General features: G+C 65.4%; 19 protein-coding genes and 1 pseudogene. 11 read left to right on the top strand and 9 right to left on the bottom strand.

Annotated elements, in window-relative coordinates:
- Positions 1–8: 8 nt before the first annotated feature.
- A complete protein-coding gene (locus AB0L63_RS14625; RefSeq protein ID WP_364499790.1) occupies positions 9–602 on the top strand; it encodes a TetR/AcrR family transcriptional regulator in 594 nt (197 codons plus the stop codon).
- 353 nt (positions 603–955) lie between these two features.
- The gene (locus tag AB0L63_RS14620) at positions 956–1,945 is read left to right on the top strand and encodes a DUF6585 family protein (protein WP_364499787.1); all 990 of its coding nucleotides are present in this window, start codon (positions 956–958) and stop codon (positions 1,943–1,945) included.
- Positions 1,946–2,049: 104 nt separating this feature from the next.
- On the opposite strand, the gene groL is transcribed toward AB0L63_RS14620, so the two are convergent.
- Together groL and AB0L63_RS14610 are read right to left on the bottom strand one after the other, a co-directional pair.
- Complete coding sequence (gene groL / locus AB0L63_RS14615) at positions 2,050–3,675, bottom strand: chaperonin GroEL (RefSeq protein ID WP_364500241.1); 1,626 nt, start codon at positions 3,673–3,675, stop codon at positions 2,050–2,052.
- A gap of 236 nt (positions 3,676–3,911) precedes the next feature.
- Positions 3,912–4,232, bottom strand: coding sequence for a DUF222 domain-containing protein (locus tag AB0L63_RS14610; RefSeq protein WP_364499784.1), 321 nt, complete (start codon positions 4,230–4,232; stop codon positions 3,912–3,914).
- 142 nt (positions 4,233–4,374) lie between these two features.
- Here AB0L63_RS14610 and AB0L63_RS14605 point away from each other — a divergent pair, with 142 nt between their 5' ends.
- Positions 4,375–5,049, top strand: a complete 675-nt coding sequence (locus AB0L63_RS14605; protein WP_364499781.1) for a suppressor of fused domain protein — start codon at positions 4,375–4,377, stop codon at positions 5,047–5,049.
- 44 nt (positions 5,050–5,093) lie between these two features.
- On the top strand, positions 5,094–7,151 hold the full coding sequence (locus AB0L63_RS14600; RefSeq protein WP_364499779.1) for an NAD(+) synthase: 2,058 nt from the start codon (positions 5,094–5,096) through the stop codon (positions 7,149–7,151).
- Between the two features lie 179 nt (positions 7,152–7,330).
- On the opposite strand, the gene AB0L63_RS14595 is transcribed toward AB0L63_RS14600, so the two are convergent.
- The 5 genes from AB0L63_RS14595 to AB0L63_RS14575 all read right to left on the bottom strand — a co-directional run bounded on the left by AB0L63_RS14595 (position 7,331) and on the right by AB0L63_RS14575 (position 11,599).
- Entirely contained in the window at positions 7,331–8,068 is a 738-nt protein-coding gene (locus AB0L63_RS14595; protein ID WP_364499776.1) for a Clp protease N-terminal domain-containing protein, read from the bottom strand.
- A 257-nt stretch (positions 8,069–8,325) separates the two neighbouring features.
- Entirely contained in the window at positions 8,326–9,213 is an 888-nt protein-coding gene (locus AB0L63_RS14590) for an RNA polymerase sigma-70 factor (protein ID WP_364500238.1), read from the bottom strand.
- 238 nt (positions 9,214–9,451) lie between these two features.
- On the bottom strand, positions 9,452–10,354 hold the full coding sequence (locus AB0L63_RS14585) for a phosphatidylcholine/phosphatidylserine synthase (protein ID WP_364499773.1): 903 nt from the start codon (positions 10,352–10,354) through the stop codon (positions 9,452–9,454).
- On the bottom strand, positions 10,351–11,073 hold the full coding sequence (locus AB0L63_RS14580) for a phosphatidylserine decarboxylase (RefSeq protein ID WP_364499771.1): 723 nt from the start codon (positions 11,071–11,073) through the stop codon (positions 10,351–10,353). Before AB0L63_RS14580 ends, AB0L63_RS14585 begins: the two co-directional genes overlap by 4 nt.
- A 253-nt stretch (positions 11,074–11,326) precedes the next feature.
- Positions 11,327–11,599, bottom strand: coding sequence for a GlsB/YeaQ/YmgE family stress response membrane protein (locus tag AB0L63_RS14575; RefSeq protein ID WP_364499768.1), 273 nt, complete (start codon positions 11,597–11,599; stop codon positions 11,327–11,329).
- A 222-nt stretch (positions 11,600–11,821) separates the two neighbouring features.
- On the opposite strand from AB0L63_RS14575, the gene AB0L63_RS14570 reads away from it, so the two are divergent.
- Complete coding sequence (locus tag AB0L63_RS14570) at positions 11,822–12,850, top strand: beta-ketoacyl-ACP synthase III (RefSeq protein ID WP_364499765.1); 1,029 nt, start codon at positions 11,822–11,824, stop codon at positions 12,848–12,850.
- Between the two features lie 17 nt (positions 12,851–12,867).
- Complete coding sequence (locus AB0L63_RS14565) at positions 12,868–13,125, top strand: hypothetical protein (protein WP_364499762.1); 258 nt, start codon at positions 12,868–12,870, stop codon at positions 13,123–13,125.
- A gap of 774 nt (positions 13,126–13,899) precedes the next feature.
- On the opposite strand, the pseudogene AB0L63_RS14560 reads toward AB0L63_RS14565, so the two are convergent.
- Positions 13,900–14,365: pseudogene (locus AB0L63_RS14560) on the bottom strand (SRPBCC family protein).
- Between the two features lie 206 nt (positions 14,366–14,571).
- Here AB0L63_RS14560 and AB0L63_RS14555 point away from each other — a divergent pair.
- The 5 genes from AB0L63_RS14555 (at position 14,572) to AB0L63_RS14535 (ending at position 18,904) form a co-directional block, all read left to right on the top strand.
- Positions 14,572–14,763: a hypothetical protein gene (locus tag AB0L63_RS14555; protein WP_364499759.1), complete on the top strand. Its 192-nt coding sequence runs from the start codon at positions 14,572–14,574 to the stop codon at positions 14,761–14,763.
- 21 nt (positions 14,764–14,784) lie between these two features.
- Positions 14,785–16,452, top strand: coding sequence for an FAD-dependent oxidoreductase (locus AB0L63_RS14550; RefSeq protein ID WP_364499756.1), 1,668 nt, complete (start codon positions 14,785–14,787; stop codon positions 16,450–16,452).
- 14 nt (positions 16,453–16,466) lie between these two features.
- Entirely contained in the window at positions 16,467–17,972 is a 1,506-nt protein-coding gene (locus AB0L63_RS14545; RefSeq protein WP_364499753.1) for an ATP-binding protein, read from the top strand.
- The gene (locus AB0L63_RS14540) at positions 17,969–18,322 is read left to right on the top strand and encodes a UBP-type zinc finger domain-containing protein (protein ID WP_364499750.1); all 354 of its coding nucleotides are present in this window, start codon (positions 17,969–17,971) and stop codon (positions 18,320–18,322) included. The genes AB0L63_RS14545 and AB0L63_RS14540 overlap by 4 nt, the downstream gene beginning before the upstream one ends.
- Before the next feature lie 135 nt (positions 18,323–18,457).
- Positions 18,458–18,904: a hypothetical protein gene (locus AB0L63_RS14535; RefSeq protein WP_364499747.1), complete on the top strand. Its 447-nt coding sequence runs from the start codon at positions 18,458–18,460 to the stop codon at positions 18,902–18,904.
- Between the two features lie 100 nt (positions 18,905–19,004).
- Here the strand turns inward: AB0L63_RS14535 and AB0L63_RS14530 are convergent, their stop codons facing one another.
- Complete coding sequence (locus AB0L63_RS14530; protein ID WP_364499744.1) at positions 19,005–19,622, bottom strand: hypothetical protein; 618 nt, start codon at positions 19,620–19,622, stop codon at positions 19,005–19,007.
- Positions 19,623–20,095 lie beyond the last annotated feature (473 nt).

Genomic DNA, 20,095 nt, shown 5'->3' with positions numbered 1-20,095 from the left:
GATAGCGTATGGAAATGGCACAAGGGGATGCGACCGCGAGGACACGGCTCAGCGCCACCGACTGGGCGCATGCCGCGCTGGACGCGCTGGCGGAGGGGGGTCTGGCGGCGGTCGCCGTCGAGCCCATCGCCAAGCGGCTCGGCACCACCAAGGGCAGCTTCTACTGGCACTTCAAGGACCGCGCGGCCCTCATCGACGCGGCACTCGCGCGCTGGGAGCAGCGCAGCACCGACAATGTGATCGCCGAGATCAGCGTCGAGCCCGACCCAGCCGAGCGATTGCATCGACTCTTCGCCCACGTCATCGACTATGCGGCCACCGGACGCATCGAATTGGCGCTACTGGCCTCGGCGGACCAGGCGGCGGTCGCCGCGACATTGCGCCGAGCCGCGGACCGCCGCATCGAATACGTCGCGGAACTGCTGCGTGAAATGGGGCTCACCGCCGGGCAGGCGCGGACCAGAGCTGTTGTCGCCGTGAGCATTTACCACGGCTTCAACCAACTGGCCCGCGTCTCCCCCGACGCGCTGCCGAGCACCGAGGCCCAGCGGAGGGCGTTGGTGGACAGCGCATTCGAGAGTCTGCTGCCGAAGCGGCGCTGAATCAGCTGCTGCCGCCGCCCGGGAGCTATTTTCGGCGCGGATTCGGGGCGGACGGAGTCGAGCAGATCGGCGCAGCGGGTGAGCAATTCTCGCAGCGCGGCGTGCTCGGCCGCGGTGAACTCGCCGGCCAATGCGCGCTCCACGCAGACGGCGCTCGCGTCCGCATCTGCCATCGGACAATTCACCAGATGACAACTTGATCTAAATCGCAACGAAACGCCCGCACCCATTGCAGGTTTGCCGCCGCGGTGACGTAAGCTCGGCCGACTGACCGGGCACGAGGCTGAAGTGGCGACCTTCGGCCGAGTGTCATACGCTTCGCCGCGGAGGAAAACCGCCTCATGGAGGGACAATTGACCACTCCGATCCAGGGCGATGTCGGAACCGGCGGATCACAAAAGGTTCCACTGTCGCAGCTGATCCACCTGATGGCCGAATATCAGAAGCTCGGCACGCACCGACAGACGTTTCTACCGGCGCCGGCGCGCGATACCTTTGTGCGCGGCTGCGGGATCGTCACGGGCGGGTTCATGACTGTTGGGATTATCTGTGTCACGGTGGGGGCATATTCCGCTGCGCTCGCCGTCGCTCTCCTTGCCCTGGTGCCCGCGGCGATGGCATTCCTGCGCGGGCGGCGCAATCGTCGCCACCGTGCGGCGCGGCTGGATTTATTCGACTTCGGCATGACCGTGTATCGCTCCGGTGAGCAGGTGGCCGGATTCCGCTGGAACACCGCCGAAGTGCGCCAGCAGGTCATCCCCTTCCAGAATTCCGCCCCCACCGAGTACTCGCTGCGAATGTCGGGCCCCGACGGTGCCGAGGCCGCATTCGACGACACCCTGTTCGGCGACGCGCGCGACTGGGGCCGGGCTATCCAGTCGGCCATCACCCTGGCCCAACTCCCCCGTGCCGTCGCCGCCATCGATGACGGCGCGACCGTCCACTTCGGCGAAATCGCCCTCGACCTGACGGCACTCTATTTCCACAGCCGGGCCTACACCTGGGAACGCATCCAATTGATCGACGCCCGAAGCGGTTTGGTCCGCATGAAGGTGGACGGCAGCTGGATCTCCCTCACCCCCGTCGGCCAGGTCCCCAACTTCTACATCTTCAATGAACTCGCCGAACGCCTCCGCGTCGCCGCCGCCACGGAGTTCGCCGCCGAATCGGCCGCAACCGAACCAGCGGATCCCGAACCGGTCGCCGAACCCGATCCGCCCGCACCGGTGGTCGACAGCGCACCCGAAACACCCTCCGACGAACAAATCGAACCCCCAAGGACCGACGGGAACGGCAAAGCAACCGACCGCCTCGAGCAAGACCTGAGCACCGCATCGAATTGACGTACGCCCCAACATCTTTCGCCGAATAGCCGACCAAGACCGAAGGCCGGTCCACCATTGGTGGACCGGCCTTCGGGTCTAAAGGTGTTGCCAGGAGGCTGGACTCAGAAGTCCATGCCGCCCATGCCACCGGTCGGGTCGCCGGCGGGAGCGGCGGCCTTCTCCGGCTTGTCGGCGACGACGGCCTCGGTGGTCAGGAACAGGGCCGCGATGGAGGCCGCGTTCTGCAGGGCCGAACGGGTGACCTTGACCGGGTCGGCGACACCGGCGGCCAGCAGGTCCTGGTACTCGCCCGAGTCGGCGTTCAGGCCGTGGCCCGCCGGCAGGTTCGAAACCTTCTCGGCGACAACGCCGGGCTCGAGGCCCGCGTTGAAGGCGATCTGCTTCAGCGGAGCCGACAGCGCGACACGCACGATGTTCGCACCGGTCGCCTCGTCACCGGAGACCTTCAGGTCATCCAGCGCCGGAGCCGACTGCAGCAGAGCCACGCCACCACCGGCGACGATGCCCTCCTCGACGGCGGCCTTGGCGTTGCGCACGGCATCCTCGATGCGGTGCTTGCGCTCCTTGAGCTCGACCTCGGTCGCGGCACCGGCCTTGATCACCGCAACACCGCCGGCCAGCTTGGCCAGCCGCTCCTGCAGCTTCTCCCGGTCGTAGTCCGAATCCGAGTTCTCGATCTCGGTGCGGATCTGCGCGACGCGGCCCTTGATGGCCTCCGCGTCACCCGCACCCTCGACGATGGTGGTCTCGTCCTTGGTGATGACGACCTTGCGGGCCTGGCCGAGCAGCTCGATACCGGCGGTCTCCAGGGAGAGGCCGACCTCTTCGCTGATGACCTCGCCACCGGTCAGGATGGCGATATCGGCGAGCTGCGCCTTGCGACGGTCACCAAAGCCCGGCGCCTTGACGGCGACGGACTTGAAGGTGCCACGGATCTTGTTCACGACCAGGGTCGACAGGGCCTCGCCCTCGACGTCCTCGGCGATGATCAGCAGCGGCTTACCGGCCTGGATAACCTTCTCCAGCAGCGGCAGCAGGTCCTTGACGGTGGAAACCTTGGAACCGACGAGCAGGATGTACGGGTCCTCGAGGACTGCTTCCTGACGCTCCGGGTCGGTCACGAAGTAACCCGAGATGTAGCCCTTGTCGAAGCGCATGCCCTCGGTGAGCTCCAGCTGGAGTCCGAAGGTGTTGCTCTCCTCGACAGTGATGACACCTTCCTTGCCGACCTTGTCCATGGCCTCGGCGATGAGCTCACCGATGGACGCGTCGCCGGCCGAGATGCCGGCGGTGGCAGCAATCTGCTCCTTGGTCTCGACCTCCTTGGCGGTCGCGAGCAGCTTGGTGGTGACGGCCTCGACGGCCTTCTCGATGCCGCGCTTCAGGCCCAGCGGGTTGGCACCGGCGGCGACGTTGCGCAGGCCCTCACGTACGAGCGCTTGGGCGAGCACGGTGGCGGTGGTGGTGCCGTCGCCCGCGACGTCGTCGGTCTTCTTGGCGACTTCCTTGACCAGCTCGGCGCCGATCTTCTCGTACGGGTCCTCCAGCTCGATCTCCTTGGCGATGGAAACACCATCGTTGGTGATCGTGGGGGCGCCCCACTTCTTCTCCAGGACAACGTTGCGCCCCTTGGGGCCCAGCGTCACCTTGACCGCGTCGGCGAGGGCGTTCAGACCCCGCTCGAGGCCGCGGCGAGCCTCTTCGTCATACGCAATTGTCTTGGCCATGGCGTTGTTGAGATCCTCCATGTATATGGCTGACACACAGGACGATCGCAGGTTGGATCGCCCCATTTACGCTGGCCAGGTTCGGTGCCCGCGACGGACGACCGAGGGTGTCGATGGAACCCGGTCTCACCGTCCCGACCTGGCACTCACACGTCGAGAGTGCCAAGCCCTTTTTAGCACTCAGGGGTACCGAGTGCAAGGTCCGCGCCTGGCAGCTCGGCGCCGGTCGGACCTGCTCAGGCCGAGCTGCGGTCGTCCACCCGGAGTATCAATGCGACAAACGCATCGGCCCGACGCTGTTCGGGCGTGCGTGGTTCCCCCTCATCGACCGTTACGAGTTCCGCATCGTTCAGCAGCAACTCCGCCTCCACCCGCATGATCGCCCGAATGAACGGCGGCGCGACATCCGGCGGCAGGTCGCCGTTGATGACATAGCTGCCATCGGGTTGCGATTCGGTGGAGACATAGGTCAGCGCACGCTCGAGATCAGCGCGTCGTTCCCCCGCAACTAGGTCGGAATCCATGTCATCCGCCATTGCTATAGCGTACCGGGGCACCGGAGCAGCCCTTTCCCGACAGGCCGACCAGTCCAGAATCCGCGGCACGGCCCAGCTCGCGCCATGAGCGAACCGCTGTCCGCCAACGGCTTGGCGATCCACGTGGCGCAATACTCGGTCGGCGCCACCTTATGGTGTCCAGGTGAGTGAAAGTCCCGGCTGGAACGCTATCGACGCCGCATTGGAGCAGCTGTACCACGACACCGCACCCCGCCATTGGGGGACGCGGGTCCCCTGGTCGCTCGGCGGGCCCGATCCGCTGGACGGCATCAGCGCCTATCCGCGCACGGAACCGGTCCCACACTGGCACTACATCAGCTATGGCATGACCGAGCTGCATGAGAAGGAATGGGATAACCCGGATAAATCGGGTTGGGGATTCGAGTTCACCTTCCGGCTGCTGCGCACCCCGACCGATGCCGAACCACCGCTCTGGCCCGCGAAATTCCTGCAGAATCTGGCCCGGTTCGTATTCCAATCCGGGAATTGGTTCGCACCCGGCCGCACCATCAAGTCGAACGGCCCGATCGCCGCGGACCATCCGGATTCGGATATCCATGCCGTCGCCTTCACCGTCGACCCGGAACTCGGCGCAATCGACACACCGCACGGACGCTTGCGGTTCCTGCAGATCGTCGGCCTGACCATGCCGGAGTACCGGGCCGCGCAGGGCGGGCACACCCAGGCCGTCCTCGACCAACTCGCGCCACGGCTGCCGCTGTTGGTCACCGATATCGATCGCGGACCACTCGTGGCGGAACCGAAGGCCAAGGCCGAATGGCCGCGCTGGGGCGGGGGGCTGCGCGGGCGGGCGTAGATTTCGCCATGCAGGAAGAGCTACGAACCCGAAGGGGGACGCCGGTGCCCGCATTGCCGTTCAACTCGCTCTATCGACACGGGTTCGCACGAGTGGCGGTCGCGGTGCCGCGGGTCCGGGTCGCCGATCCCGCGTTCAATGTCGAGCGGACACTCGAACTCGCTCGGCAGGCGGGCGCCGACGGCGTGGTGCTGACGATTTTTCCCGAACTCGGACTCGCCAGCTACACCGCCGACGATCTGTTCCACCAGGATGCCCTCGACGATGCGGTGGCCGCGGCAATCGAGCAGGTGGTCGCGGCGAGCGCGGATATCGACACGGTGCTGGTAGTCGGTGCGCCGGTGCGGACGCAGGGTCGGCTTTTCAACTGCGCGATCGCGGTGTGCCACGGCGTTGTGCTCGGTGCCGCACCGAAGAGCTATCTGCCGAACTATCGCGAGTTCTATGAGAAGCGCCAGTTCGCGGCGGCGCGCGAAACCCTGGACGACCACATCACGATCGCGGGTCAGCGGGTGCCGTTCGGTTCCGATCTGCTGTTCACCGCGACCAATCTCGACGGCTTCGTCTTCCACTTGGAAATCTGCGAGGACGGGTGGGTTCCGTTGCCGCCCAGTGGATTTGCCGCGCTGGCTGGCGCGACGGTGCTGGTCAATATGTCGGCGAGCAATATCGTCATCGGCAAAGCCGATTACCGGCGAGCGCTGTGCACCTCGCATTCCGCACGCTATCTGGCCGCCTACCTGTATTCGGCTGCGGGACACGGTGAATCGACCACCGATATGGCCTGGGACGGGCAGGCGCTGGTGTGCGAGAACGGCGACCTGCTCGTCGAGGGCGAGCGGTTCAGCGATCAGCCGCGGTTGATCACTGCCGATCTCGACTTGCAGCGGCTGGCCGCGGATCGCATCCGCACCACCAGTTTCGCCGACAATGTGCATGATCACCGCGACCGTCTGGTCCGGCTGCGGCGCATCGAGCTGGAGTTGCCGGTCCCGTCGAGTGTGGTTGCCTTGCGGCGCGAAATCCAGCGCTTCCCGTATGTTCCCAGCGATCCGGTCGCGCGCAACGAGCGCTGCGCCGAAGTGCATCACATCCAGGTCGAGGGCCTGAGCACCCGCCTGCGCGCGACGGGCAGTCAGCGGGTGGTCATCGGTGTCTCCGGCGGATTGGACTCCACTCAGGCGCTGATCGTGGCGGCCAAAACCATGGACCGGCTCGGGCTGCCGCGCACGAATGTGCTGGCCTACACCATGCCCGGCTTCGCGACCAGCACCCGCACCCGCACCGATGCGCACGCACTGATGGACGCGCTCGGCGTGACCGCCCGAGAGATCGATATCCGCCCGTCCGCCACCCAGATGCTGCGCGACCTGAATCATCCGGCCGCCGACGATGTTCCGCAGTACGACATCACCTTCGAGAATGTGCAGGCGGGCGAGCGCACCTCGCACCTGTTCCGACTCGCCAACCAGCACCACGCACTCGTGGTCGGCACCGGCGATCTCAGCGAACTCGCCCTGGGCTGGTGCACTTTCGGCGTCGGCGACCACATGGCGCACTACAGCGTGAACGCATCGGTCCCCAAAACACTGATCAAATATCTGATCGCCTGGGCGGTCGACACCGATCAGTTCGGACCCGAGGCGGGCCGGGTGCTGTCATCGATTCTGCGGACCGAGATCTCGCCGGAGCTGGTGCCGAGCCACGATTCCACCGCCCCGAGCCAGAGCTCCGAGGCCACCGTCGGCCCCTATGAACTGCAGGACTTCCACCTCTACTACCTGCTGCGCTTCGGCTACCGTCCGAGCCGAGTCGCCTACCTGGCCCGGCACGCCTGGTCCGAGCGCGATCGCGGCAGCTGGCCGGATCTCATTCCGGCCGACCAGCGCAACACCTACGATCTGCCGACCATCAAACGCTGGCTGGCCGAATTCCTGCGCCGCTTCATCCAGACCAGCCAGTTCAAACGCTCTACCCTGCCCAATGCTCCGAAAGTCGGTTCGGGCGGCTCACTTTCACCGCGCGGCGACTGGCGCGCGCCGAGCGACGCCTCCGCCGCCGCCTGGCTGGACGAACTCGCCCGCAACGTGCCGGAGAGCTGAGCCGCGATCACACGGCAACGCGCGCACGGTGTTCGAGCGGATCCGCGAGCCGCGCCGCACCGACATCCCGCGTGTCCGGCTGGCCCGCCACTGCCGCGCCCTGGCCGCGTGCGTCGATCGAATGCCGATGACTATCCAGGCAATTCGACGTCGTCCGGCGGCGGAGGCGGCCCGGACGTTCATGACTGCTCGGCGGCGATCACCGACAGCAGTTCGACCAGATCGGCTTCGGCCTTCACCTTGTCGACGCCGAGACCGGACAGAATTCCGGAACCGTTCTCCTGTTCGAGCAGGGCGAGCAGGACATGTTCGGTACCGATGTAGTTGTGTCCCAAGCGAAGTGCCTCACGGAAGGTCAGCTCCAGCGCCTTCTTGGCCTCGGGACCGAACGGAATCAGTGCGGGCACATTCGCTGGATCGGCGGGCTGTTGGGCGATAGCTGCTGTCGCCGCCTCCCGGACCACGTCGAGTTTCACCCCTTGAGCCACGATCTCCCGGGCACCGAGGCCTTCCGGTTGGGTCAGCAGGGCCAGCACCAGATGTCCGAGGGCGATCTCCGAATGCCCGGAGATGCGCGCCGCCTCTTGGGAGGCCACCACGATCTTGCGCGCCCGCGGGGTGAACTTCGCGAAGCCCGCATTGGGATCCATGGCCGCGGCCTCCGCCGGATCACCTGGCCCCTTCGGCACGAACCGCTTCTGCGCCGCCTGTTTGCTGACGCCCATGCTGGCGCCGATATCGGTCCACGAGGCACCGGAGCGGCGGGCCTGATCCACGAAGTGGCCGATCAGATGATCGGCCACTTCGCCGAGATGCCCGGCCGCGACCACCGCATCGGAGAGTTGGTCGAGCACATTGTCCGGACGTGCCTTTTTGATGCCCTCGATCAGATCGTCGAGTCGTACGTTGATTGCCATGCGTCAACCATAGGTTGACGATTCGGCTTCGTCAACCGTTGGTTGACGCTTTCACGGACATGCCGCACCGGCCGGTGGCGCCGCCGCCAACCACCACGATCCGTCCTGCCGGAATGCCGTTGCGCAACCACTCCGAATCCTGAGGTGTGGCACACCGAATACGCGTAATCGGCCCCCTGGCACGCCCGCCGCGTCATTCGTGCTGCCCAGCGCGTAGATGAGCGAGTCGTATTCGAGATCCAGTGCGCCGTCGAGGATCACCCGCTTGCGCTCGGTATCGCTATATAGGACAGCTTCTCCGGATTGACGATCAAGCGCAGTGCGGTCACCACATCGTCGAGCGTGTCCACGCCGACGACCAGCGCGGGCTCCCCCGCCAACCGCACGACGACCGCGAGCGCGCCGTTGATCTCCTCCAACACGATCACCATCCCCGGCACTTCCCAGCGGAACAATCCGGCCACATACCGCGCGACCGCGGGCGCACCGACGACCGGCCGCCGAGCCGCCTTGACCTGGCCGCCGCCGTCCGCGGTCGAGACGACGTCGGCAGCGAGCATCCGCTCCAAAGCCTCGATATCCCCGATCCGCGCCGCTGCGAGGAAACGTTCGATCAGCTCGCGGGCCTGATCGGCCGGAACATCGAAGCGCGGCCGGCCTTCGCGCACCCGGACCCCGGCCCTGCGGAAGATCTGCTGCGAATTGGCCTCGGATACCGCCAGCATGTCCGCGATCTCCCGGTGGGCGTATCCGAACGCCTCGCGCAGCACGAAAACCGCGCGCTCGATCGGGCTCAACCGTTCCAATGCCGTCAGCAGCGCCAGTGAAACCAGCTCGCGCTCCTCCGCCGTCTCCAGCGGACCGAGCTCACCGCGTGCGGTCGGCACCGGCTCGGGCAGCCACGGTCCGACATAGGTGTCCCGGCGGGCCCGCGCCGAAACCAGCCAGGTGCGGCAGAGATTCACGATCGTGGTGGTCAACCAGGCCTCGGCCGAGCGGATCGTGTTGCGATCGGTGCCATCCCAGCGCAGGTAGGTCTGCTGTACCGCATCCTCGGCCTCGGTCGCGGAGCCGAGCATTCGATAGGCGAGCGCGAACAGGCGCGGGCGATGCGCCTGGAATTCGCGCAATCCATCCGGTTCCACCGCCACCTTCTTCCGCACTCGGCCGCCGGAGCTGACGGTACCGGTCGGGATCGTCCCGGCCCTCGGGAGTTCGGTGGCCGATCCGATGGTTCGGCCACCCCAGAAAACCCGCCCGAGATCGAAACCCCAGACTCCCAAACCACCAAGTGCCGCAAGACTGCTCATTACCGCAGCATTCCCGCGCTGCCTGGACGATTCCTTAACGAATACCAGGTAACCCGCAACAGCGGATAAACGTTCAGTTGGGCAGGTCGTCCATCCGACTTTCCTTACCCGGACTACGCAGCCGCAGGCGGCTCGCCCCGCGGATCACCGGACGCCGCAGTGCGGGCCGTCGCCGCTGCGCGCGCCGCTGGGCCCGCCGTTCGGATGGCTTGTGCTGCCAGGTTTCCGGACGCGCGGCCACCCAGCGCTGTGAATGCCAGGCGAACGGGATATGCCCGAGGTACAGCGCGACCAGCACCAGCAGCAGCACGATCGGAAAGGTGACCAGCGCCGCCGCCGCGAGGGCGGTCAACACCAGCAGCCCGGCCGCGGCCTGCGGCGCCACCGACACCGACTTCATGGCCAGCGTCGGAATCGTGCTGACCGCCAGCGCCGCCGCGAATACGGTCCAGGCCGCGACCTCGTAGTAACCGACCCACCAGCCGTCACCGAACTGCACGTACAGCCCGATCGGCACCAGCGCGATCAATGCCGCCGCCGGCGCGGGGACGCCGACGAAGTAGTCGCGCGACCATTGCGGTCGAGTGTCGTCGTCGAGCAGGGTATTGAACCTGGCCAGGCGCAGCACGATGCTCACCGTGAAAACCAACGCGATGATCCAGCCCGCGCTATTGCTGTCCAGCAGCGCGATGTAGAGCACAAGACCCGGCGCGACGCCGAAGGAGATGGCATCGGAAAGCGAATCCAGTTCGGCGCCGATCTTGGTGGTGGCGCTCAGCATCCGAGCCAGCCGACCATCGAGGGTATCCAGGACGGCCGCCGCACCGACCATCGCCAAAGAGATGGCGAGCTTACCGTCCAGAGCGAACTTCACCGCGGACAATCCGGCGCACAGCGCCATGATTGTCACGATGCTCGGCAACAGCCGGATGGTCCGGCGCCTTCGCTGCGGTGTCGGCAGGGCCTGCTCCATCATGAGTCGGTAGACAGTACGGCCAGCACAGTTTCGCCCCCGATCGTGCGCTGTCCGGGTTCGACGAGTAATTCGGTACCCGCCGGGAAGTACGTGTCGACCCTGGAGCCGAAACGGATCAGGCCGTAGGTATCGCCGATGGTCAGCTTGTCACCGACCTGCGCGTCGCAGACGATGCGCCGCGCCAGCAGACCCGCGATCTGCACAACCACGAGCTGCGCGCCACCGGCAGTATCGATGACCACGCTATTGCGCTCGTTCACCGCACTGGCCTCGGGCAGATCCGCCGAACGGAACTGACCGGACTGGTGCAGCACGGTGCGCGCAGTGCCGGAGATCGGGGTGCGTTGCACATGGACATCGAGCACCGAAAGGAAGATGCTCACGCGCGGCAGCGGCGCATCGCCGAGGCCGAGTTCCGCGGGCGGAGCCGCAGTATCGACCAAGGCGATCTCACCGTCGGCCGGAGCGACGACCACGCCCGCCCGGTTCGGCGGCACCCGGTTCGGATGCCGGAAGAATGTGGCGCAGGCCGCGGCGGCCAGCAGCCCCGTACGGCGCACCCACTTGCGCCTACCCCCGATGACCGCCACCGCGAGCGGCGCCGCGACGAAGGGCAACCCAGCGGGATGCAGCGGGGGAATCGCGGCCCGGACCAGATCGACGATATGGCCGACTCCGGTCGTTTCGGGCGTGCCGGGCGGGGTGGGACGGCGTGCCACAGGCTCCTCTTTCGTGCTCGATGCGACGGTTTGCGCCCCTCAACGATAGGTCGGCGCAAGCGTTCACACCTTACGGGAACCTAGGATGCGGCACGGCGGCGTTTGGGTCAGGCCCGGAGGCGGCAAGCACGCGTAACCACCCAGGGCCCACAAATGCCCGCAAATCCAACACTGCGACGTTTGGGTCAGCCCCGGACGAGGCAGCCCGCGTAACCGCGGACGGCTCGCAAACGTCGCAAATCCAATACTGCGCTCAGTGCACGACTTTGCGACCGGTGAACAGCTTCACCAGGAACAGCAGAATCACCGCGCCGCCGAGGCAAGTGAAGAAGCTGAACCAGAGTCCGCCGCCCTCGACGTCGACGCCGAGCAACCTGAGTAGGAATCCGCCTAGTAGGCCTCCGACCACACCGACGACAATGTTGAGGAGGATGCCCTGTCGCGCATCCGTCTTCATGATCTTGCTGGCGATCCAGCCGGCAAGACCGCCGATGATGATCCACCCGATAATCCCGAGTCCGAGCATGGTGTCCTCGAATCACTAATTGCGGCAGCGCCGCACCACAGGGCGTACTTCGAGGGCATACCCGCCAAATGTGAGAATACGCACTCCCAATGCGCGCGGCACCAGCTAATATGAGGGGGCCTCATGTCTACGCTGAAGTGGGCGGCCGGCCGATGAGGGACTCATTTCGATGCTTCGGGGTACACCCCGGCGGCGCCGCCGCAGGTACATAGGAGACGCATAATGGCTGCTCGAATCGCCCAGACAACAGGGGCTGAGCACACGGCGATCCTCGGGCTCGGCGTTTACCGCCCCGCTCGAGTCGTCACCAACGACGAGGTGGCCGGACCCATCAACTCGAGTGACGAGTGGATCCGCACCCGGTCCGGAATCAAAACGCGGCGCTTCGCCTCGGAGACGGAGACGATCCAGTCGATGAGCGTCGCGGCCGCGCGCGGCGCGCTCGAATCCGCGGGCGTCGAAGTTGATCAGGTCGACTGCGTCATCGTGGCCACCTCCACCCACTTGCTGCTGACCCCGGCCGCCGCGCCGCGAATCGCGACCGAGCTCGGGATGAACGGGACAGCGGCCTTCGATGTCTCGGCGGGCTGCGCCGGGTTCTGTCATGCTCTCGCGCTGGCCTCGGATCTGGTGCGCTGCGGGACCGCTCAGCATGTGCTGGTCATCGGGGTCGAGAAGTTGAGCGCCACTGTCAACCCGACCGATCGCTCCACCGCATTCCTGTTCGCCGACGGCGCGGGCGCCGTGGTGGTCGGTCCGTCCGAGGAACAGGGCATCGGCCCGACGGTCTGGGGTTCGGACGGCACCCAGCACCATGCGATCCGGCAGGACAAGGACTGGACCGAATTCTTCCGCGAAATCGAGGAGAAGGGCCTGGACGCGGTGCGGCCCTACCTCGCCATGGAGGGTACGGCGGTATTCCGCTGGGCCGCACACTCATTGGAGAAGGTGTGCCGCGACGCCATCGATCGCGCTGGCCTATCCACCGATGACCTGGACGCGATGATCCCGCACCAGGCCAACGGCCGGATCATCGAGATCATGGCCCGAGTGCTGAAACTGCCCGAGCACTGCGCGCTGGCCAACGATATCGAGGAGACCGGAAATACCTCGGCCGCCTCGATTCCGCTGGCCATGGAGGCACTGCTGCGCAACGGTGAGTCGAAGCCGGGCGATACCGCGCTGCTGATCGCCTTCGGTGCGGGTCTTTCCTACGCCGCGCAGGTCGTCACACTGCCCAACTGGCAGTAACTCAGCCGAGACCCCAGGTGACCTTCACGGTGAAGGTCACCGTCTTGGTGCCCCGGTTCCAGCTGGAACGAATCCGCCGCACCGGCCTTCGGGGTGTTTTCGTCGCGGCTGCTGGCCTCGCTGATGGTGATGACATCGGTCAGCTTCAATCCGGCCAGCACCGCGTCTGCTCGGCCCGCGCTTTGACATCGGCGAAGGCACGCGAACGGGCATCGGCGAGCAGCTTCGAATCGTCCTCGATCCCGAAACACACGCAATGTCTTGCGATCTCGTGATCAGCGAGGTGCCCGTATATCTCGTCTTCGTACGGCGGGGAGGAAGTAGTCCTCGACCCTATCCGGCCCCGGTAAATCGGAGTTGCCGACCAGCGCGATCGGAAACGCCACCAATAGATACAGATCTACCAACCACACGGCCAACAGTCGTCCGAATAAAGGGAAGGTTCCGTTGTCGGGGCGGATGACGCGCAATCCGAATACGGCCTTGCCGAGTCGGCACGGGTTTCACTCGGTCGAGCAACAGGATGGGTCGCGCTGATAATTCGACGAACTCGGCATTCTTGAATTTCTCAACTGAAGCGTTTTGGTCAACACATCGATGTCTACCGATAGAAACCCGGCCAACTCAGCACTCTCCTTCATGCGAGGTCATGTCCAGGCCGACCGCCGAGAACCCTGTCCGGTCCGTGTGGACACTTCGCAGGGTGGAAGTGGAGTTCCAGTCGGATCAAGGCACTTGTATCAGTAATGGACGCACCGTCTTTCGAAACGGTTCCATCGAGTGGACATTCTCGAGGCCATTGACGGGACCGACATGCAGCAGGGCCGAGCCGCCACCATCGGCGGGGCGGTGCAGCAGGCGTTGGTAACGTTCGCGCGGGCTGGTGCGGGTGCACTTTCGAGGTGGCCGTTGGGACGCCTTCCTCGGCAGCGCTCGCGACGGCGAATTCGACCGCAGGTAGCGTTCCCCGAATCAGAATCAGGCCCGGTCCGCATGGTCGGATCGGGCCTGACTCGTGTTCGGTTGGGTATGTGGCCGCCGGCAGCGGCTCAGGCGGCGGCCTCGGCCGCGGCCTCGGCCGCGGACTTGATCTTCTGGAGCGTTTCCTTCATCCCGCGCTCGAGCTTTTCCTCGAACGGCGCCTCGCCGCCGAGCGCGGCATCGATCGCCTTGCGGGAGAACCAGCTGGTGCCATTGGGCACATCTCGGCGTTCGATCAGCCGGGTGCCGGTGGCGGTCAGTTCCAGTGTGTAGCTCCAGATGCTGCGGTTCTCGTTGATCCGAAAGGCGAAGGCCCGGTTGGGCTCATAGCGCACAATGCGCGCGGTGGTTGGCCAGTACTTCTTGCCGTCGGTATTGAGATTGATCGTCCATGCCGGCCTTCGGGGTACCGAGCGCGAGCATCCGCACACACTGCGGGCTGAACTCGGGCATTCGCTCGAGATCGGCGACGACGGCCCAGACCTGTTCCGGTGGTGCCGCGATCTCGATCGTGGCTTCGACATTTTTCGGCAACCCTGCCTCCGAAGAACTGTGCGACGGACGTCCGTCTAGCACGACTTGACGATTTGGCAATAGGCTAGTCGGCGGCTGTTGGAAGACAAATGTGTCACTTTTCGCGATTTGTTTACCCGGCCTTGTAATGGCGCGCGCACAATGGCGGATAGAGGAAGCATCAGACACTGCCACAAGCGTTTCCGTCCAGCGTGAGGTGATCGGCCGTGAAACTGCGCTCGCTCTTACATCGTCGGCACGCGGATCGGCTTCCGCTGCTGCCGGCCACCGAACCCGCGATCTCCGCTACCCGTGGCACCTCCGCGCCGCGCACCGCCCACCCGGTAGTTCCGGACGAACAACTGGAGCGCCTGCTCACGCCCACCGAGCTCGACTTGGTGCGCGAGCATCGCGTTTGACGAGCGTTCCATACTCGAAAGGTGACTGCACCCGCTGCTACGAAGCCGGCCATCCTCAGCGTCGACGACGATCCGGGCGTTTCCCGCGCGGTCGTGCGCGACCTGCGCCGCCGTTATGGGGCCGATTACCGGATTCTGCGCGCGGAGTCGGGCCCGGACGCGCTCGACGCACTACGTGAGATGAAACTGCGCGGTCAACCAGTCGCGGTACTGATCGCCGATTATCGGATGCCGGGCATGGACGGCATCGAATTCCTCGAGCGGGCCATGGACCTGCACCCGTACGCGCGTCGCGTGCTGCTGACCGCCTACGCCGATACCAGCGCCGCGATCGATGCCATCAATGTCGTCGATCTGGACCACTATCTGCTCAAGCCGTGGGATCCGCCGGAGGAGAAGCTGTATCCCGTCCTCGACGGACTGCTCGAGATCTGGCGCAGCAACGACCACAAACCGGTCACCGAGACCAAGGTGGTCGGCAACCGCTGGTCGCCGCGGTCGACGGAGGTGCGCGAATTCTTGGCTCGCAATCAGCTGCCCTACCGCTGGTACCTGGCCGAGGAACCGGAAGGTGCACGGCTGCTGGAGGCGGCGGGCGTCGATCCGAATATCTGTCCGGTGGTGATCACCCCGGACGGTCGGGCATTGGTGCAGCCGAGCGATGGCGAACTCGCCGAAAGCGTCGGGCTGAATACCAATCCGACCGGTGACTTCTACGACCTGATCGTGGTCGGCGGCGGACCCGCCGGACTCGGCGCGGCGGTGTACGGCGCCTCCGAGGGGTTGCGCACGGTGCTCGTCGAGCGCACTGCGACCGGTGGCCAGGCCGGGCAGAGTTCGCGCATCGAGAACTATCTGGGCTTCCCGGACGGGCTGTCCGGCGCGCAACTGGCCGACCGAGCGCGGCGGCAGGCCGCGAAGTTCGGCGCCGAGGTGATCACCACGCGCGAGGTGGTCGGACTCGAGGTGAATGGGTCCGCACGGACCGTGCGATTCGCCGACGGCGGACGGCTCTGCGCGCACACGGTGATCATCGCGACCGGGGTGGACTACCGGCGTCATCCCGCACCCGGCGTGGACGATTTCACCGGGCGCGGGGTCTATTACGGCTCGGCCATGACCGAGGCCTCCGAATGCGTCGACCACGATGTCTACATTGTCGGTGGGGCGAATTCGGCCGGGCAGGCGGCGGTATTCCTGTCCCGCAACGCGCGCACGGTACATCTGGTGGTCCGCGCGGATACGCTGGAGAAATCCATGTCGCACTATCTGATCCAGCAGATCGGGCAGATACCGAATATTCGCGTCCACACCGATACCGAAGTGATCGCCGCCGACGGCGACGATCACCTGCAGCAGATCGTGCTGCGCAACAACCGGACCGGCGTGGAAGAAAAGGCCGATGCCGAACGGTTGTTCCTGTTCATCGGTGCCGCACCACAAACCGACTGGCTCGATGGCGTGGTGAAGCGGGACGCGGCGGGCTATGTGCTCGCTGGCCCCGATCTGCTCGTCGACGGAACCAGACCCGCGGGCTGGGAGCTGCCCAGACCGCCGCATCACCTGGAGACCAGCGTCCCGGGCGTCTTTGTCGCGGGTGACGTGCACGCAGACTCGGCGAAGCGGGTGGCCTCGGCGGTCGGCGAGGGTGCGATGGCGGTCATGCTCGTGCATCGGTATCTGGCGTGATAGGAGGCTGGACCATGAATTCGAAAGAGACAGCGGATCGCAGCAGTCATCAGGTCTGCGATCCGGTGGAGCTGCGCAGTCTCTTTCTCTTCGAAAAGCTCACCGACGAACAGCTGGAGCTGCTCTGCGCCGATGGCCGCATCGAGATCATCGAACCAGGACTGGTTTACCGCGAGGGCGATCCGGCCACCTGCTTCTACGTGATGATCGAGGGCGAGGTGCAGCTCACCAAGCTCTCCGGCGGCGCCGAGATCGAGACGGTACGCACCGACTATCGGGGCGCGTACGCGGGTGCGTGGACGGCCTATCTCGGCGACAAGGTCGACCAGAACTACACCGGTTCGATGTATGTGACCCGTCGGTCGCGGTTCTTTGTATTGGATGCGGGCACCTTCGCGCGGATGATGCACGACTGGTTCCCGATGGCCGTGCATCTGCTCGAGGGCGCCTTCTTCGGTAACCGCAACTCCGCCGAGCGGATCGCCGAGCGTGAGCGCCTGCTCGCATTGGGCTCGCTGTCGGCGGGACTGACCCATGAGCTGAACAATCCGGCCGCCGCGGCCGTGCGCGCCACCGCCGGATTGCGCGAGCGGGTCGCCGGCATGCGGCACAAGTTGGCCATGATGGCGCAGGGCAAATTCGACACCGCATCCCTGGAGGCGCTGGTACGCCTGCAGGAGGAGGCCGCGGCCCAGGTCGCCAAGGCGCCGGAGCTGACGACCCTGGAGGCATCGGAGCGCGAAGACATCCTCAGCGAATGGCTGGAGGACCACGGCATCGGCGACGGCTGGAATCTGGCCCCGAATTTCGTCCAAGCCGGTTTCGATGTGGACTGGCTGGAACGGGTCTCGGCCACCCTGGATGGCTGTCCCGACCAGGTGTTCCAGGGTGCGATCCGATGGCTGAACTACACCATCGAGACCGAGTTGCTGATGAACGAGATCGCCGATTCGACCACGCGCATCTCCACCCTGATCGGTGCCGCCAAACAGTATTCGCAGATGGACCGGGCGCCGTTCCAGGTGGTCGACATCCACGAATTGCTGGACAGCACGCTGGTGATGCTGAGCCGCAAGATCGGTGACGGCGTCAAGGTGGTCAAGGAGTACGACCGGACGCTGCCCGAAGTGCCCTGCTATGCCGCGGAATTGAATCAGGTGTGGACCAACCTGATCGATAACGCGGTGTACGCGATGAACGGTCAGGGCACGCTCACCATCAGCACCAGGTACGAAAACGATTGCGCCGTCGTCGAAATCGGCGATTCCGGCCCTGGCGTGCCTGCCGCGGTGCGCGGCCGTATCTTCGAACCGTTCTTCACCACCAAGCCGGTGGGTGAGGGAACCGGTCTCGGTCTCGACATTTCGTTCCGGATCGTGGTGAACAAGCACCACGGCGAGATCCGGCTGGATTCCGAGCCGGGCAATACCCGATTCACGGTCTGGCTCCCGCTGCACCGTCCGGAGGAGATGCCGGAGTCCAGCGACCGATCCGAAGCCGATGCAGGAGGTCAGTTATGACGCAGGAGTTGGACGGTATCGATCCCATGGTCGCGCCGAGCGGTCCGGGCTGTATGGAATGCGAAGCCGCCCAGGGCTGGTGGGTACATCTGCGGCGATGTGCGCAGTGCGGCCATATCGGCTGCTGCGACACCTCGCCGGAGCAGCACGCCTCCAAACACGCCAAGGACACCGGGCATCCGTTCATCCAGAGCTATGAGCCGGGCGAGGATTGGTTCTTCGATTTCCGCTCCGACGAGATGTACAGCGGTGGACCGGAACTCGCATCACCGACCCATCACCCGGTGGACCAGCCGGTTCCCGGACCGCGCGGCCGGGTGCCAGCCGATTGGCAGAGCCACATCCACTGACCATCACAGGGATCGTGTGGAAAGACATAGGGGCCGCACCGCACCGTGGGCTCCATGACAACCGAACGATCGCACCCGGTACCCTGCTCCGGACGCGCCGGAGACTCCGGCGCCGCGAGTTACCGGGGAACGCACGTGATCAAGCGAGTTACCGCCATCGCCCTGGCCACCGGGGCGGTGGCCGTCGCGCTGGCAGGGTGTGGCAGTTCGGACGATTCCGGCACCGACGCGAACGGTCTGCGCAAAGGCACGACAGGCACCAGCACACCCGCGAGCACGACTTCCGCACGCCCGAGCGGTGCCGCGCCGACCACGGCTGCCGACACACCGACCACCATCAAGACCACGGCGCGCAATTCCGCGCTCGGCCCGGCGTCGAGCACCACCTGCGGTGAGTTCAAGAAGTTGGACAGCACCCAGGAGAAGGAGCTGATCGAGAAGGTGCTCGCGGAGAATCCGGGCAGTGCGTTCGAGGGCAGCCCTAATGTCGCCCTCGGCACCGCCAAACTCGTCTGCCTGGCCCCCACTTACGCAGATACCTCAGTCGCGGTGGCCGCCGGGATCGTCGAAGAAGACAAGTAGGGCCCGCGCTGCTCGGTCGCAGCACCAACGGCACATACACAGAACGCGCGTACACAGCGGGCGGCCGCCGTGTACGCGCGTTCTACTTATGGCGCGACGATCAGGGCTGACCGGTGGCGAACGCGATCACGGCGTCGAGGAACTCCTGGCCGCCCATGACGTATCCGCCGATCAGCGCACCGGCCGGGATGCTGAAGATCCACAGCAAGGGGATGAAAGCCCCGATGACGGCACCGATGATGATGCCCGGCAGGTTCTTGTTGACCTGCTCCATGAGCCGGTCGTAGGAGCTGATGTCCTTCAGCCCCGCAATGTCCTTCAGCTTCGCGGTGTCCGCCGGGGTCATCGTCGAAGCCAGCGCGAGGGTGCGGCCGTCCGCGCTGATCTGCTGGCTCACCGCGATCGGGAGTCCCGCGACCTCGGAGTGCAGCGGCACCTGGTCCACCGTCACGCCGTCGTCGGACTTCAGCAGCACTGCGGCACCGTCCGAGGCGAGCTCGAACCGACCGCTGTCAACCGCCCAGGTGATGGTCTTATCAGTTGGGGAAACCGTTGTGTGGTAGTTGATTCCGTGTGCAACACCAGAAGTCACGTCCCCCTGGGTCACTGCCGCCGGCTGGTCGGTCGCCACGGCGGGCTGCCCATTGGCGGTAGCCGCGGTAATCCCCACCGCGGTGACAGCCATGAAGACAGCAGTAGTGATCTTTCCGAACTTCATTTCTTGAATTCCCTCCACTTTGTTGTCCCGCCGGACCAACGGGCGGGACCAGAACGTTAGCGTGCGGAATTCGTTGTCGCACATCAGGGTTCGTCAATTGCCAAGGTTTAGCTATTTACAGTTCCGCGGATCGATGGGCGATGCAGTCGGGCCATATGATGGATGCCCCACATTTGCTCTAGCCGAGCTTCTAACTCCGCAACAGTCGCCCGTCATATCGCAAGTAAGCCGTAGGTCCCGGTAGATCCGCAATGGGGTGGCGTGATTGGCCGAGGACAGTGAGATCGACTCGGACAGGCGTACCAGTCTCCGGGGCGAAATTACTGGTCAGAGCGCACTGCCGCGATCGCACATCTGATCAGCGATATCGAAAGACGATCCGAGACCGTTTTCGGTTCCGTGAGTACATTCACAATTTGGATTGCGGGCCGGAAATAGCGGATGGCGGCACTCGCCATCGCTGATTTTCCGCG

The organism is Nocardia sp. NPDC051990, from assembly GCF_040680755.1.
Taxonomy (GTDB): Bacteria; Actinomycetota; Actinomycetes; order Mycobacteriales; family Mycobacteriaceae; genus Nocardia.
Note: the sequence above shows the minus strand (reverse complement) of the source record. Positions and strands in the feature narration are given on the sequence as shown.

What these genes read in the sequence shown, in the direction of transcription:
- AB0L63_RS14625 (WP_364499790.1), top strand. Translation starts at nt 9, where the DNA reads ATGGAAATGGCACAAGGGGATGCGACCGCGAGGACACGGCTCAGCGCC.
- groL (WP_364500241.1), bottom strand. Translation starts at nt 3,675, where the DNA reads ATGGCCAAGACAATTGCGTATGACGAAGAGGCTCGCCGCGGCCTCGAG.
- AB0L63_RS14595 (WP_364499776.1), bottom strand. Translation starts at nt 8,068, where the DNA reads ATGGCAATCAACGTACGACTCGACGATCTGATCGAGGGCATCAAAAAG.
- AB0L63_RS14585 (WP_364499773.1), bottom strand. Translation starts at nt 10,354, where the DNA reads ATGATGGAGCAGGCCCTGCCGACACCGCAGCGAAGGCGCCGGACCATC.
- AB0L63_RS14575 (WP_364499768.1), bottom strand. Translation starts at nt 11,599, where the DNA reads ATGCTCGGACTCGGGATTATCGGGTGGATCATCATCGGCGGTCTTGCC.
- AB0L63_RS14570 (WP_364499765.1), top strand. Translation starts at nt 11,822, where the DNA reads ATGGCTGCTCGAATCGCCCAGACAACAGGGGCTGAGCACACGGCGATC.
- AB0L63_RS14545 (WP_364499753.1), top strand. Translation starts at nt 16,467, where the DNA reads ATGAATTCGAAAGAGACAGCGGATCGCAGCAGTCATCAGGTCTGCGAT.
- AB0L63_RS14540 (WP_364499750.1), top strand. Translation starts at nt 17,969, where the DNA reads ATGACGCAGGAGTTGGACGGTATCGATCCCATGGTCGCGCCGAGCGGT.
- AB0L63_RS14530 (WP_364499744.1), bottom strand. Translation starts at nt 19,622, where the DNA reads ATGAAGTTCGGAAAGATCACTACTGCTGTCTTCATGGCTGTCACCGCG.